The sequence below is a fragment of the Aliivibrio finisterrensis genome (assembly GCF_008933155.1).
GTDB classification, from domain to species: Bacteria; Pseudomonadota; Gammaproteobacteria; order Enterobacterales; family Vibrionaceae; genus Aliivibrio; species Aliivibrio finisterrensis.
Genome location: NZ_WBVP01000001.1, coordinates 276092 through 291938 on the forward strand (window position 1 = coordinate 276092; position 15847 = coordinate 291938).

Annotated in this window: 15 protein-coding genes and 1 tRNA gene; 13 read left to right on the forward strand and 3 right to left on the reverse strand. The window is 39.3% G+C overall.

What is annotated here, in order from left to right; genetic code table 11:
- Positions 1-49 precede the first annotated feature (49 nt).
- On the reverse strand, positions 50-2080 hold the full coding sequence (uvrB, locus tag F8B77_RS01280; protein ID WP_151653026.1) for an excinuclease ABC subunit UvrB: 2031 nt from the start codon (positions 2078-2080) through the stop codon (positions 50-52).
- A 480-nt stretch (positions 2081-2560) separates the two neighbouring features.
- On the opposite strand from uvrB, the gene F8B77_RS01285 reads away from it, so the two are divergent.
- The 10 genes from F8B77_RS01285 (at position 2561) to F8B77_RS01330 (ending at position 10413) form a co-directional block, all read left to right on the forward strand.
- A tRNA-Asn gene (locus F8B77_RS01285) sits at positions 2561-2636 on the forward strand.
- A gap of 144 nt (positions 2637-2780) precedes the next feature.
- Positions 2781-3362, forward strand: coding sequence for an electron transport complex subunit RsxA (gene rsxA / locus F8B77_RS01290; RefSeq protein WP_065591551.1), 582 nt, complete (start codon positions 2781-2783; stop codon positions 3360-3362).
- 2 nt (positions 3363-3364) lie between these two features.
- Positions 3365-3949, forward strand: a complete 585-nt coding sequence (gene rsxB / locus F8B77_RS01295; protein ID WP_151653028.1) for an electron transport complex subunit RsxB — start codon at positions 3365-3367, stop codon at positions 3947-3949.
- A 3-nt stretch (positions 3950-3952) separates the two neighbouring features.
- Complete coding sequence (gene rsxC, locus F8B77_RS01300) at positions 3953-6319, forward strand: electron transport complex subunit RsxC (protein WP_151653030.1); 2367 nt, start codon at positions 3953-3955, stop codon at positions 6317-6319.
- Between the two features lie 2 nt (positions 6320-6321).
- Positions 6322-7377 (forward strand): electron transport complex subunit RsxD, encoded by a 1056-nt coding sequence (gene rsxD, locus F8B77_RS01305; protein WP_151653032.1) that lies wholly within the window; start codon positions 6322-6324, stop codon positions 7375-7377.
- 4 nt (positions 7378-7381) lie between these two features.
- Entirely contained in the window at positions 7382-8014 is a 633-nt protein-coding gene (rsxG, locus tag F8B77_RS01310; protein WP_151653034.1) for an electron transport complex subunit RsxG, read from the forward strand.
- Positions 8014-8700 (forward strand): electron transport complex subunit E, encoded by a 687-nt coding sequence (locus F8B77_RS01315; RefSeq protein WP_130048418.1) that lies wholly within the window; start codon positions 8014-8016, stop codon positions 8698-8700. Before rsxG ends, F8B77_RS01315 begins: the two co-directional genes overlap by 1 nt.
- A gap of 18 nt (positions 8701-8718) precedes the next feature.
- The gene (nth, locus tag F8B77_RS01320) at positions 8719-9354 is read left to right on the forward strand and encodes an endonuclease III (protein WP_130043221.1); all 636 of its coding nucleotides are present in this window, start codon (positions 8719-8721) and stop codon (positions 9352-9354) included.
- Between the two features lie 59 nt (positions 9355-9413).
- The gene (gloA, locus tag F8B77_RS01325; RefSeq protein WP_130048417.1) at positions 9414-9830 is read left to right on the forward strand and encodes a lactoylglutathione lyase; all 417 of its coding nucleotides are present in this window, start codon (positions 9414-9416) and stop codon (positions 9828-9830) included.
- 145 nt (positions 9831-9975) lie between these two features.
- The gene (locus tag F8B77_RS01330) at positions 9976-10413 is read left to right on the forward strand and encodes a DUF2753 domain-containing protein (protein ID WP_208846051.1); all 438 of its coding nucleotides are present in this window, start codon (positions 9976-9978) and stop codon (positions 10411-10413) included.
- Between the two features lie 57 nt (positions 10414-10470).
- Here the strand turns inward: F8B77_RS01330 and motY are convergent, their stop codons facing one another.
- A complete protein-coding gene (gene motY, locus F8B77_RS01335) occupies positions 10471-11349 on the reverse strand; it encodes a flagellar protein MotY (protein ID WP_130043443.1) in 879 nt (292 codons plus the stop codon).
- A gap of 202 nt (positions 11350-11551) precedes the next feature.
- Here motY and rnt point away from each other — a divergent pair, with 202 nt between their 5' ends.
- The 3 genes from rnt (at position 11552) to F8B77_RS01350 (ending at position 15152) form a co-directional block, all read left to right on the forward strand.
- Positions 11552-12220, forward strand: a complete 669-nt coding sequence (gene rnt / locus F8B77_RS01340; protein WP_165371174.1) for a ribonuclease T — start codon at positions 11552-11554, stop codon at positions 12218-12220.
- A gap of 98 nt (positions 12221-12318) precedes the next feature.
- Positions 12319-13647, forward strand: coding sequence for a Na+/H+ antiporter family protein (locus F8B77_RS01345; RefSeq protein WP_151653038.1), 1329 nt, complete (start codon positions 12319-12321; stop codon positions 13645-13647).
- A gap of 191 nt (positions 13648-13838) precedes the next feature.
- The gene (locus F8B77_RS01350; protein WP_151653040.1) at positions 13839-15152 is read left to right on the forward strand and encodes a response regulator; all 1314 of its coding nucleotides are present in this window, start codon (positions 13839-13841) and stop codon (positions 15150-15152) included.
- A gap of 122 nt (positions 15153-15274) precedes the next feature.
- Here the strand turns inward: F8B77_RS01350 and grxD are convergent, their stop codons facing one another.
- Positions 15275-15610, reverse strand: a complete 336-nt coding sequence (grxD, locus tag F8B77_RS01355) for a Grx4 family monothiol glutaredoxin (protein ID WP_151653042.1) — start codon at positions 15608-15610, stop codon at positions 15275-15277.
- Between the last annotated feature and the right edge of the window lie 237 nt (positions 15611-15847).

The following is a 15847-nucleotide window of genomic DNA, read 5'->3' on the forward strand; positions in this document are numbered from 1 at the left end:
TTGCGGTTGGCTTCTTTTTTATCTAAAATTCCTATTTATAAAACCATCACTAGCTATTTGTAATAAATTGCCCTTTTAATACATCAATTTCATCTCTTACTTGTGCGGCCAATTCAAACTCCAGATCTGTTGCATGTTGATACATCTTAGTTTCTAGTTTTTGCACTTCTTTTTCTAGTTGCTGTGGTGTCATTGACAGGTAATTCGCTCCTTCTTCAGCCACCTCAGATAACTTAATTTTCGGTGCCACCACCTTACGCTTATTCTTAGTCATATCCCCAAGCTCAAGGATATCGGCTACGTCTTTTTTCAGTGCTGTGGGAACGATACCTAACGCTTCGTTATGTAAAATTTGTTTTTCCCGTCTTCTTTCTGTTTCTCCAATTGCTTTTTCCATTGAACCTGTAATTCTATCCGCATATAAAATCGCCTTGCCCTCTAAGTTACGAGCAGCACGGCCAATCGTTTGGATCAACGAACGCTCTGAACGTAAAAAGCCTTCTTTATCTGCATCTAGAATCGCAACAAGAGAGACTTCTGGCATATCTAAGCCTTCACGTAACAAGTTAATGCCAACCAACACATCAAATTTGCCTAAACGTAAATCACGAATGATCTCGACTCGCTCGACAGTATCTATATCAGAGTGTAAATATCGCACCTTCACACCATGCTCATCTAGATATTCAGTTAAATCTTCAGCCATGCGCTTAGTCAGAGTTGTCACTAATACTCGCTCACCCACTTTTGTTCGAAGTCGTATTTCAGATAATAAATCATCTACCTGAGTTGCTACTGGACGAACTTCAATAAGTGGGTCAAGAAGACCTGTTGGGCGAACTACTTGTTCCGCAATTTCACCGCCAGATTTTTCAATTTCATAATTACCCGGCGTCGCGGATACATAGATTGTTTGTGGTGCCAATGCTTCAAACTCATCAAAGCGCATTGGTCGATTATCTAATGCAGAAGGAAGCCTGAACCCGTACTCCACTAAGTTCTCTTTTCGCGAGCGGTCGCCTTTATACATGGCTCCAATTTGCGAAACCGTAATATGCGATTCATCAATAATTAATAATCCATCATCTGGAAGATAATCAAATAAGGTCGGAGGTGCTTCTCCTTCTGGGCGGCCGCTTAAATAACGTGAATAGTTTTCAATACCAGAGCAGAAACCCAACTCGTTCATCATTTCGATATCAAACTGAGTTCGCTGCGTAATACGCTGCTCTTCTATTAATTTATTATTCGCTAATAATTCTTTTTGACGCGCAGCAAGGTCTATCTTTATCTGTTCTATGGCCTCTAATACTTTTTCTCTTGGTGTTACATAATGCGTTTTAGGATAGATAGTACAACGAGGCATATCTTTAGTAATGATAGTACCGGTTAATGGGTCAAACTTACTAATGCGCTCTACTTCATCATCAAATAATTCAATACGAATAGCTTCATGCTCCGATTCGGCAGGAAAAACATCAAGAACTTCACCGCGAACACGAAAAGTTCCGCGCTCAAAAGCCATGTCGTTACGTTTATATTGCAGTTCAGCCAAACGACGTAGGATGTCTCTCTGGTTAACGACATCGCCACGTCGCAAATGAAGCATCATGCTTAAATACGCTTGAGGATCACCAAGACCATAAATAGCGGAAACCGAAGCGATAATAATGGCATCCTTACGCTCTAAAAGAGCTTTCGTTGCAGAAAGACGCATTTGCTCAATATGCTCATTTACTGAAGAATCTTTTTCAATAAAGGTATCTGTTGTTGGTACATAAGCTTCTGGCTGATAATAATCAAAATAAGAAACAAAGTACTCAACCGCATTATTTGGAAAAAATGCCTTCATTTCACCATATAGTTGAGCGGCTAATGTTTTATTATGAGCCATAATTATTGTTGGTCGCCCTGATTGAGCAATCACATTTGCTAACGTAAATGTTTTACCAGAACCTGTTACCCCTAATAAGGTTTGATGGGCTAACCCATTCTCTAACCCTTCACTTAAGGCTTTAATGGCTTCAGGTTGATCTCCTGCAGGCTGATAATTGGAAATTAATTCATACGCATTAGCCATGATGAGCACTCCAGATTGACTCGATGATATTAAGAAGAGCATACCCTACCAAATCCATCTTCGGATTTATATAAGCTCTTTAATAAGAAAAGTTTTCCCCAGCACTGGCTAAAATACAGACAAAATGATACCTAACCCCCGTCTTGTGTTCAAATATCAAGCTATTTGTATAATCAAAAAACAACCTTATTTTAAGTTATTGATTTAATGAACACAAAGTAAACAACCTAATAGAGAGAACTCCTTGATAGGCCCGATATATCTGACTTTTCTAGAGTTAATATAGTTTCATTAACACACTTATCCACAGTTTTAGTGGATAACTACCCACAAGCATTGATATATATAGTCTAGCGTTGATGTCAATAAATTTTTATGTGAAATACTCTTTCTGTCGATAAAATAATCAAATAATTTTTTCTCGTCTATCGCTATTGACAGTTTATTTTTGAGTAGCTAATATCGCTGACGTACAACGATTCCCTTTTAGTTCAGTTGGTAGAACGCCGGACTGTTAATCCGTATGTCGCTGGTTCAAGTCCAGCAAAGGGAGCCAAATCATAAAGCCTTGTCTAAATGACGAGGCTTTTTTTTATCTATTTTTTGCTTAAATAGTAAAAACCTATTCTTTCTAAGGTTGTTATCACGCGCTTAAAGGCCGATAATAACCAGATCATCTATTATCATAAAAATCATTGGCATGACTGAGTATCTGTTACTACTTGTTGGTACTGTTTTAGTGAACAACTTTGTATTGGTTAAGTTTTTAGGTCTTTGTCCATTTATGGGCGTATCTAAAAAACTGGAAAGTGCAATTGGAATGGGGCTTGCGACAACTTTTGTCCTAACGCTCGCTTCAGTATGTTCGTATCTTGTTGAAACCTACATTTTAGCGCCTCTTGGCATCGAATATTTGCGAACCATGAGTTTCATACTTGTGATCGCCGTTGTTGTTCAATTCACCGAAATGGTCGTGCATAAAACCAGTCCTACTTTATATCGTGTTCTTGGTATTTTTCTTCCGTTAATCACGACTAACTGTGCCGTTCTTGGTGTTGCATTACTTAATGTCACTGAAAATCATAATTTCATTGAGTCTATTATTTATGGTTTTGGTGCAGCCGTTGGTTTTTCATTAGTACTCATTCTCTTTTCTGCTATGCGTGAACGAATTGCAGCAGCCGATGTGCCCCTTCCTTTTAAAGGCGCTTCTATTGCTATGATCACTGCAGGCTTAATGTCTTTGGCCTTTATGGGCTTTACTGGTTTAGTGAAATTATAAACATGAGTTCAATTCTTATTGCTGTTATTGCTATTGCCGCACTCGCCTTAGTATTTGGTTTAATACTAGGCTTTGCGTCAATCAAATTTAAAGTTGAATCCGATCCAATTGTTGAACAGATTGATGCCATTCTTCCCCAAACCCAATGTGGTCAATGTGGTTACCCTGGATGTAAGCCTTATGCTGAAGCCATTGCTAATGGAGACATCATCAATAAATGTCCTCCCGGCGGTCAAGCAACGATCGAAAAGCTTGCCGATCTCATGGGAGTTGATGTTCCAACCTCAGACGATGATGATGCTGTGAATGTAAAAACAATCGCTTTCATTCATGAGGATATGTGTATTGGCTGCACTAAGTGTATTCAAGCCTGCCCAGTTGACGCTATCGTGGGAGGAACAAAAGCATTACACACCGTTATTGAAGCCGAATGTACCGGCTGTGATTTGTGTGTTGCTCCATGTCCAACCGACTGTATTGAAATGATACCTGTCAGCACAACGCCTGATAACTGGAAATGGGATTTACAAAGCATCCCTGTTGTTAATCTTCCGGCAGATAAGCCTTCTCAAGCATCGGAGCAGTAACCCATGTTGTCCATTATCGAGAAAATTAAACAGGGTCAACTTTGGGATTTTCATGGTGGTATCCATCCCGCTGAAAATAAAGTTATCTCTACACGTAACGCCATTCAGCAAGCAGGACTCCCTTCTGAGTTAGTCTTGCCACTAAAGCAACATATTGGTGGTAAAGGTGACATTCTTGTTACTGTTGGTCAAAGCGTATTAAAAGGCCAACCGCTCACACAAGGTAATATTGCTATGTGTGTGCCCATTCATGCCCCAACCTCTGGTAGAATTATCGCGATAGAACCACGAACAGTCGCGCATCCATCAGGCTTAACCGATCTTTGTATTGTTATAGAAACCGATGGCAATGATCAATGGCTTGATAATCGTGAACCAATTACTGATTTTTTAAATGAAGATCCTATCGATCTTATTGAGCGTATTCGTCAATCAGGTATTTCAGGTATGGGAGGCGCAGGCTTCCCTACTAGCCGTAAATTACAGAGTGGTGTCGGCAAAGCTGATATTTTAATCATCAATGCTGCGGAATGTGAGCCATACATCACGGTCGATGATCGTTTAATGCAAGATTATGCGAGTGAAATCGTTACTGGTATTAAAATCTTACAGCACATCTTAACGCCTAAATTAGTCATTATTGCTATTGAGGACAATAAACCTGATGCAATAAAAGCACTCAATGCTGAAGTGTCAGAACACGATAATATTCTCATTCGTGTTATTCCGACAAAGTACCCATCAGGCAGTTCACGTCAACTGGTTAAGATTCTAACTGGTAAAGAAGTTCCCGCTAACGGACGCTCAACTGATATTGGCGTTATTATGCAAAACGTGGGCACTATTTTTGCGGTTAAACGTGCTATTTGTAATGCAGAGCCTCTGATTGAGCGAGTTGTTACTCTTACTGGTAATAGTATTGATAACCCTGGTAATTATTGGGTTCGCTTAGGAACCAATGTTCAGTATCTAATGGATATTGTCGGTTATAAAGCAGATAAAAAGCACCCTCGTATTATTATGGGAGGCTCACTGATGGGCTTTACTCTGCCTCATCAACAGATCCCAATCACTAAAATCACGAACTGCATTATTACCCCAGATAGAAAAGAGCTCCCTCTTTATAATCATGAAATGGCCTGCATTCGATGCAGTAGTTGTGCTGATGCTTGTCCTTCTTCATTACTGCCTCAACAGCTGTACTGGTATGCCAAATCAGAAGAGTTTGATAAATGTGAAGAATATAATTTATCTGATTGTATTGAGTGTGGTGCCTGTGCGTATGTCTGCCCAAGTGAAATTCCATTAGTACAATATTATCGCCAAGCAAAATCTGAAATATACGCTCGTAAGCAAGATGCATTGTCAGCAGATCGTGCAAAAGCTCGATTTGAAGAAAAAAACGCTCGAATGGAACGTGATAAATTAGAGCGTGAAAACAAATTTAAGCTTGCCGCAGAAAATCGTCGCAAAGAAATGAAAGCAGAAAAGCCAGATAGCTTAGGAAACGATGCTATCGCAGCGGCTATCGCAAGAGTAAAAGCCCAAAAATCCGCTGCAGAGTCAGATGTTGCAGCACCAAAACCAGCAGTTGCAGCTGCCATTGCTCGTGCTAAAGCCAAACAAGCAGAAGCCGCAAAAGCTAATTCTGACGAGCCAGATAACTCTGAGATGATGAAATTACGTGAAGAGCGTAAACAGCAAGCGCGAGAAAGAAAAACCAAACTTGCTACTGAAAATCAAGAATCACAAGACGCTCCAGAGACTTCAGGTAAAAAAGATGCCGTTGCAGCTGCCATTGCTCGTGCTAAAGCCCGCAAAGTGGCGCAAGCAGAGGAAACAACAGAAGCATCTACTCAACCAGATATTGAAATTCAAGAACCTGAAGAAAAAGTAGACCCGAAAAAAGCAGCCGTCGCTGCTGCCATTGCTCGTGCTAAAGCTCGCAAAATGGCACAAGCAGAGGAAACAACAGAAGCATCTACCGAAGCAGATATTGAAATTCAGGAACCAGAAGAAAAAGTAGACCCGAAAAAAGCGGCTGTCGCTGCTGCCATTGCTCGTGCTAAAGCTCGCAAAATGGCACAAGCAGAGGAAACAACAGAAGCATCTACTCAACCAGATATTGAAATTCAAGAACCTGCAGAAAAAGTAGACCCGAAAAAAGCAGCCGTCGCTGCTGCCATTGCACGCGCTAAAGCTCGCAAAGCGGCGCAAGCAGAGAAAACAACAGAAGCATCTACTGAAGCAGATAGTGAAATTCAAGAACCTAAAGAAAAAGTAGACCCGAAAAAAGCAGCCGTCGCTGCTGCTATTGCACGCGCTAAAGCTCGCAAAGCAGCACAAGAAAATAACAATAAGGAAGAGTAAAAGTGGCCTTTTTTATCACTAGCTCACCACATGCCCACAGTAAAAAGAGCACAAGAACCATCATGAGAATGGTGGCGTTAGCAACAATTCCTGGATTACTTGCTCAAACCTACTTTTTTGGTTGGGGCACCTTCTTACAGGTATTTATTGCGATTATCACAGCAATTTCGGCAGAAGCTTTCATCTTAAAGTGTCGAAAGCGCCCACTAAAACCGTACCTTAGTGATAATAGTGCACTACTAACAGGTCTATTACTGGCACTTGCCATTCCACCACTGGCACCTTGGTGGGTAACTGTTATTGGTGTTGTTTTTGCTATTGTTATTGCTAAGCACCTATATGGTGGGTTAGGACAAAACCTATTTAATCCAGCAATGGCTGCCTATGTTGTTTTGTTGATCTCTTTCCCTGTACAAATGACAACTTGGCTACCCGTCAAAGAATTGCTCACAGAGACGATTAGCTTTTCAGATTCAATATGGTTGATCCTGAGTGGGTTAAGTCAAGATGGTTTTTCTGTCCATCAATTAACAATGAATGTCGATGGTATGACAATGGCTACCCCATTAGATACCTTAAAAACGGGATTAAAATCAGGACTGACGACTTCTGAAGTTTTATCTTCACCTATCTTCAATGGTTTTGCTGGATTAGGGTGGTTGTGGGTTAATATAGGCTTCTTATTAGGTGGCCTTTTCCTTCTACAACAACGGGTCATTCATTGGCACATTCCTGTCAGCTTTTTAGCTAGCCTCTTTGTGATCAGTAGTTTATTTGCTCTATTTTCACCAGATACAGCAACATCGCCACTGTTTAACCTATTTTCTGGTGCCACTATGTTTGGGGCTTTCTTTATTGCTACCGATCCCGTATCGGCAGCAACAACACCAAAAGGCCGCTTATATTATGGTGCACTTATTGGGGCATTAGTTTATATCATCCGTACTTGGGGCGGTTTCCCTGATGGCGTGGCTTTCGCTGTCCTCTTAACCAACATGTGTGTTCCTTTGATTGATTACTACACCAAACCAAGAACATACGGCCATAAAAAAGGATAAGACAATGCTTAATACTATGAAAAAAAGCAGCCTTGTTCTGGCGCTTTTTGCAATTGCTTCTACAGCATTAGTAACCATTACTTTTGCATTAACAAAAGATCAAATTGCCTATCAGCAGCAACAACAACTGCTGTCTACACTTAATCAAGTAGTACCAAAGGCACAACATGACAACGAGCTTTATAAAGCCTGTATTTTAGTTAAAAATCCAGAAGCTTTAGGTACTGAACAACCAATGCCTATTTATTTAGCGTCACTAAATGGCAAGCACTCAGGTGCAGCTATAGAAACTATTGCACCAGATGGTTATAGCGGTGCAATTAAGATTATTATTGGTGTCGACTCTGATGCGATGGTAACAGGGGTTCGTGTACTGTCCCATCAAGAAACACCGGGCTTAGGCGATAAAATAGATATTCGTATCACTCGATGGGTTGATGCGTTTTTAGGAAAATCTGTTGATAATTTTCAAGATAAAAGCTGGGCTGTTCAAAAAGATGGGGGCCAATTTGATCAATTTACAGGGGCAACCATCACACCTCGCGCAGTTGTAAAAGCAGTTAAAAAAGCGGTATGGTTCTATAAAACACATCAAGATGAGTTGCAGACTCTTCCTCTAAATTGTGAGGCTAACTAATGGCAATTAACAAAGAACTAATCAAAAATGGTTTATGGGATAACAACCCTGCCCTAGTTCAGCTGCTGGGACTTTGTCCTTTACTTGCGGTTTCGGCAACGGTAACCAATGCGCTAGGATTAGGTATTGCTACCACCTTAGTTCTTATTGGATCTAACTTAATTGTTTCATTAGTTCGCCAATGGATCCCACAAGAAGTCCGTATCCCAGTTTTTGTGATGATTATTGCCTCACTAGTAACCTGTGTTCAATTATTAATGAATGCATATGCTTATGGTCTATATCTATCACTGGGCATCTTTATTCCTCTTATCGTAACTAACTGTATTATCATCGGTCGTGCAGAAGCTTTCGCCTCTAAAAATGACCCTGTACCTGCAGCTCTTGATGGGTTATGGATGGGGTTAGGTATGACAGCAGTGCTTGTCCTATTAGGTGCAATGCGTGAAGTACTTGGTAACGGCACGCTATTTGATGGTGCGGATCTATTATTGGGTGATTGGGCGACAGTATTGCGTATTGAACTATTTCATGTCGATAGCCATTTCCTATTAGCCATGCTTCCACCAGGCGCTTTCTTAGGTGTCGGTTTTCTTATTGCGATAAAGAATGTTATCGATAAAAAATTAGCGGATCGTCAACCAAAACAAGAAAAAGAAAAAATTGAACGCGCACGAGTATCATAAATAAGGACATTGAGCGGTATGAATAATGTAAAACGCCGAGAAATATTAGAACGCTTACAAGCCGATAACCCACATCCTCAAACTGAGCTTGAATGGTCTACGCCGTTTGAATTATTGATCGCTGTTTTGCTATCAGCACAAGCTACCGATGTCAGCGTAAACAAAGCGACGCGCAAATTATACCCTGTTGCAAATACGCCTCAAGCAATCTTAGACTTAGGCGTTGACGGATTAAAAACTTACATTAAAACCATTGGTTTATTTAATACCAAAGCCGTTAATGTTATCAAGACTTGCCAGATGTTGATTGATCTTCATGACAGTGAGATCCCTGAAGATCAAGACGCGCTAGAAGCTCTACCTGGTGTTGGGCACAAAACGGCAAATGTCGTTCTAAATACAGCCTTTGGTTGGCCAACCATTGCGGTAGATACTCATATTTATCGTGTCTCTAACCGTACAAAGCTGGCAATGGGAAAAACCGTTAACGACGTAGAAAAGAAATTACTCAAAGTGGTACCTAAAGAGTTCAAACTTGATGTACACCACTGGCTTATTCTGCACGGTCGTTATACCTGTATTGCACGTAAACCTCGCTGTGGCAGTTGCATGATAGAAGATCTCTGTGAGTTCAAAGAAAAAACAGATATTTAAATACTACCTACCTATCAATTATTTAGGTTGGAATAAAAGTAAAAAACTGGAGCAAAACAATGGCTAATGGACGCATTTTACACACGATGATCCGTGTGGGTAATTTAGATAAATCAATCGAGTTTTACACCAAAGTAATGGGTATGGATCTTCTTCGTCAAAACACGAATGAAGAGTACAAATATACGTTAGCTTTTCTTGGCTACGGTGATGAATCTCAAGGTGCAGTGATCGAATTAACGTATAACTGGGGCACTGAAGAATACGATATGGGTACGGCTTTTGGTCATATTGCCATTGGTGTTGATGATGTATACCAAACCTGTGATGCAATCAAAGCGGCTGGTGGTAACGTCACTCGTGAGGCTGGCCCTGTAAAAGGTGGTTCAACACACATTGCGTTTGTTAAAGACCCTGATGGCTACATGATTGAACTTATCCAGAATAAAAGTGCTTCAGCTGGTTTAGAAGGCTAATTCCTTACTTTAATTAAGATACTAAATACTCTATTGAATTAAACCTGCGATCTAAGCAGGTTTTTTTATACCTCACGCTTTTAATGATAACAATTCTCAATTAGAGTGTTTGCATAATAATTGAAAGAACGCCAATTGAGGGAATATCATGATAGAACTATGGGAAAAACACACTATATTAGCTGAACAGTCTTTTAAGAATAAAGACTTCTGGCGTACCATTCTTCATTATCAACAGGCCTTTGCCATTTCAGAGGAGCTCACAAAGCGCAATGAAGCGAGTCTCGTTGATCAAGTAACCATCACGGTTATCTCTTGTCATAATTTAGCTCAATTCTGGCGAAGCCAAAATGACAATAATTTTGAGCTAAAGTATTTAGAAATTGCTGCAGAAAAAATTCTCACTCTTGTACCACAATGCCCCAAAAATGATTGTGAATCTTTCGTTTCTAACTTAGGTTGCTGTAAAAATGCCCTTTTAGAATTTATGAAACGTCACCCTAATCCAGAAATTGCAAAACATATTCAACACATTGATACCACAGTTCAATGTGAGTTAATTGCGAGTTTTAAACTGCAATAAAAAAGGTGCCTATTGTAATAGACACCTTAAATGAGTTACTCGATAAAATTACACCGATTAAATTATTGTTCGACCTAAAGAAATAACAACTCGACGGTTTTTATTCTTACCGATTGGTGTTGCATTATCAGCAATAGGACGACGTTCACCATAAGATTGAACACGAATGCGATCAGTAGGTAAACCAATCGATTCAAAATAGTTTTGTAGCTTTAATGCGCGTCGCTCAGACACTTGTTGGTTAACATTTTTTCCACCACTAGAATCAGTGTAAGTCGCCACTAATACTAAATCGACATCTTTAGTATATTTAATAAAGTCTGCTATTTGAGATAAACGTTTTTTTGATGCTTTATTTAATTCATCACTGTTTTTATCAAAGTGTAGAATAGTAAATGAAATATCTTCAAAACTATAAGGCAACAAATTAGCAATACACATGCTAAAAACGTTGTATGTGTTTTGAAATACAACTGGAGAAAGTGCAACCTCAATCAACTGCTTAGGACTCTGCCAATCGGCATAAGTAAAGGTAGGAAAACGTCCATTCTCTAATTCAGCCAACATTGACCATGCAGTCGTACCGCCGACATAACCATCAAATTGTTTGAAAAATTTCAAATTTGTCATTGAATCGGCGCTTTCGCCAGGAGTCCAACGCGGTGGCATAGAGACCAAATTAACTGAGCGAGTCTCTCCCATTGGACGGTTCATTTTTAGTTCAAAATCCAGATTCATCTTTTTATTGGCGTACGATGAAAATTCTGCATTTCCGTAATTTGGAATATTGTGAGATAAACGGCATTCTAATGGCGAATTCTCTAGCATTACCCATTTTGATTGCTCAGGCTTAGCAACATAGTTCTTATTGGCTAATGCAGATGTTGCAGTCAATGAGCTTACTAGCAGGGCTAAAGTAAAAAGTGTTTTTTTCATAATACCTAAATCTATTGGAGTCATGCCGTTGACGATGAGCTTAATTAAAGCAAAATTTAGACCAATAATACTCATTTTTGGTCTGTATTTTATTTATCACCACTTATCTTCAATAAATATATCCTCATCACACCTTATTTACAGTTTTTATGCTAACGATAATCTGCAATAATAACGGCAACATTTTCTTACGTACCGAATGATGACTGAAGTAGAGCAACATAATTTATTAAAAAACCGATTTCGTGGTTATTTCCCTGTCGTTATTGATGTTGAGACCGCTGGCTTCAATTCAAAAACTGATGCTTTACTTGAGATTTGTGCTGTCACCCTTGCAATGGATGAAGAAGGTTACTTAAAACCAGCCAGTACAATTCATTATCATGTTTCTCCATTTGAAGGTGCTAATCTTGAGAAGGAAGCACTAGAATTTAATGGTATCCGTGACCCATTCAGTCCATTACGTGGCGCGGTTACAGAAGATATCGCTTTAAAAGAAATCTACAAACAAATCCGAAAAGAGCAAAAACAGCATGATTGTCGCCGAGCAATTATGGTCGCTCATAATGCTAATTTTGATCACAGCTTTGTGATGGAAGCTTCTGAACGAGCAAAATTAAAACGTATTCCTTTTCATCCTTTCTGCACATTTGATACTGCGGCGATCAGCGGATTAGCACTAGGGCAAACCGTTTTAGCTAAAGCATGTAAAGCTGCAAACATTGATTTTGATGGAAAAGAAGCCCATTCAGCACTTTACGATACAGAAAAGACTGCTGAGTTATTCTGTCATATCGTAAATAAATGGAAAGATCTTGGTGGATGGCCACTATTGCCTGAAACCGAAGAAGAAAATACTAATAATAATTAATTGGCTATCTGCACATATCAATCAGAAAGTAGACATACATTTTATGCTTATTTATCAATTGGCATAACTACACAACATTTACAGGGAAACTAAACAAAATGAATCCAATCATTCTTTCTGTTTCAGTAATGCTTATTCTCGCTTTGCTTAGAGTTAACGTTGTCGTTGCATTAACGTTCAGTGCACTAATCGGTGGATTAGTGGGTGGTTTATCATTATCTGAGACTATTTCAGCATTTGAAGGTGGCTTAGGTGGCGGTGCTACAATTGCATTAAGCTATGCTATGCTTGGTGCGTTTGCTGTTGCTATTTCAAAATCTGGCGTGACTGATTTATTAGCTCACAGTGTTATAAAACGCATTAACGCAAAAGATAATCTTCATGCTGCCACTGGTGTGAAATACCTGTTACTTTGCTTAATATTATTAATTACGATTTCATCGCAAAACGTAGTGCCTGTGCATATTGCGTTTATTCCAATCTTAATCCCGCCACTGATCCAAGTATTTAATAAACTAAAGCTTGATCGACGTTTAATTGCTTGTGTACTAACCTTTGGTTTAGTTACACCATACATGATCCTGCCTGTTGGCTTTGGTGGCATATTTTTAAACAATATTTTATTAAAAAATCTGCATGACAACAGCCTCGATGTTGTTGCTAGCCAAGTTCCTTTAGCAATGGCTCTGCCTGCTTTGGGTATGGTGACCGGTCTTCTAATTGCTGTATTTATCTCTTACCGTAAGCCTCGAACTTATGCTGATGTTGATAATACAACAATGAAAGCAACCAATGCAGCACCTACGTTTAATAAACGACATATCCAAATATCAATTATCGCTATTATTGCTGCGTTATCCGTTCAATTAGCAACTGGTTCAATGATTGTTGGGGCACTTGCCGGGTTTATGGTGTTTACGTTTGGCGGTGTTATCGCTTGGAAAGAAACTCAAGATGTCTTTACTCGTGGTGTTCACATGATGGCTATGATTGGCTTCATTATGATCTCAGCTGCTGGTTTTGCTGCGGTAATGAAAGCAACAGGTGGCGTTGAAATCCTAGTAGAATCATTATCAACTTCAATCGGTGATAATCAACCATTAGCCGCATTACTCATGCTAATTGTCGGTTTATTGGTAACCATGGGTATTGGTTCTTCTTTCTCTACCATCCCAATTATTGCAACTATTTATGTACCTCTTGCTTTGGCATTTGGCTTTTCGCCAATGGCTACCATTGCATTGGTTGGTACCGCTGCCGCTCTAGGTGATGCTGGCTCCCCTGCATCAGATTCTACATTAGGCCCAACGTCTGGGCTAAATGCAGATGGCCAACATGAGCACGTATGGGAAACCGTAGTACCTACATTCTTACACTACAACCTGCCATTAATTGCATTTGGTTGGATTGCAGCAATGGTGCTTTAATTGATTAATACTGCCTAGTAGTTATATTATTGTTGCAGAATTAATGTTAATCGATATAAAACGGCAGTTAACCCTGTCGTTTTTTGCATTAATATCAAATATTTTTACTCAGCTATTCGTTCTTTTTTCTATATTTAAGTAAGACTGTTGCTATACTCTTGCACTGTCTAGTTACGACCTGTCTATTTTCTATGAAACTAATTAAGCTCTCTTCTTTTCTCATCATTGACGACAGTACTGTTATCCAAAATGCAATCCGTGCATTACTCAGTCGTATTGGTGTCCCGACGAATAACATTGCTTGCTGCCCAACAGCAGGTGCAGCTGTAGGTAACTGTAAACAAAAAAAATTCGATGTCCTTTTTGTTGATCATAACCTTGGCCATGGCAGTACTGGTCTTCAAATGTTAGAGCAATTACGTCTACTACGATTGATTACCGACAATACTCTGGTCTATGTCGTAACTGGTAATGAAGATCCACAAATTGAATTAGCATATACCGATTATATCCCTGAAAAGTATATCCAAAAGCCAATTCGCCCAGAAGAAATTATCAAGGTTATTAACCATGATTTAGTAAAACGTCAATTCGCGATGGGGATGATTGCCGCTTATACAAAAGATGGGCTCGCTGGTGTTAAACCTCTTATATTCAAAGCACCAAATAAAATCATTCTTAAAGACTCAATGCTTAAACTGACATCTCGCCTCATCAAGGTGAACCGACTGTCAGAAGCGTTGAGCGTGAATAAAGCTTTACTCTCCATAATTAAAGAGTCGATTGAAGCTGAAATCCAACAAGCAGAAATCTATATCGCACAAAATGATTTTGATAACGCTAACCAGTTACTCGATTCATTATTACCAAAAAATGAAACCAGTAGCTTACGTTTGCTTGATTTAAAAGCTCAAATAGCGTTTAACCGAGATAACTTATCTATTGCTGCTCGTTACTGGAAAAAAGGATTTGAACTTGCACCCTACTCGTATTTAAGATTCAGTCACCTCATTTGGTCTCTTCTTGCAAAAGGAGAACGATACGATGCATTCGACTTACTCACTAAATACGCTTATTTATTGCCAAATTCTGCATTTGACTCTGCAGGAAAAAGAGCAATGGCCGCATGGGGTGATCTTTTTCTTGCATCACAAGAAACGTTGCAAGACTGGTCACCTGAAAGCTCTTGGCAGCGTGTTAGTGCAAAGTTAAAAGGTCGCTTACGTGGGATCCCTTGTACTTCTGCACAAAGAGCACTTTCGGCATTATGGCAATTAAAAATGAACCGGTATGGCGAGGCTAATCGTTTAATCTCAGATATTCAACATGCTGATATTACCGATTATGAAACCGCTTATATTGTTTACTTAGTGTATTGCGAGATGAGGCTTGACGATGAAAAAGAGAATGTTGAAACGAAGTGGCTTGCTAGATTACAAAAAGGGACCTCTACCTTAGCAAAATTACAGACTCTTGCTTTTGAAAAAGCGAAAGCATCTGCATAATCGTCATTTTATCATGAGTAACTCAGATAAATAACCGAACTATTTATGTTCTAGAGTCATTAAAAAGCCACGTATTATCAAACGTGGCTTTTAAATTATAAATAATTATAACGTTCTAATTATTACTCAGCTTCAGGAGCATTACGCTCTGCCGCTTCTTTAACTAATGGCTGAAGCTCACCTTTTTGGAACATTTCCAAAATGATGTCACAACCGCCAATTAATTCACCTTCAATCCACAACTGTGGGAAAGTGGGCCATTGTGCGTATGCAGGAAGCTCAGCACGAATGTCTGGATTTTGTAGGATGTCCACATAAGCAAATTTCTCGCCGCAGTTCATTAGTGCTTGAGAAGCTTGAGATGAAAAACCACAGCTTGGAAGCTTAGGTGAGCCTTTCATGTATAGAATAATGTGGTTTTCAGTAATTTGTTGTTTGATCTTATCGATAGTTTCCATTGTATCCTCTAATGGGTCGACACTAAGTTGTATTCATTCTACTTCTTATGCACTCAGAAAAAAATACCTAATATTTGTAGTGGTATTATTTATTGAAAATTCTCCACTTTTTCTTTTAATAAAATCAAAACTTGCTAGAATCAGAGCGAAGTCAGAATAAATTCTACACTCATTTGAGTGTATATTTTTTGGAATATTAGTGAGGCGTAGACCTCTTACAACATGGAGACATGAGCA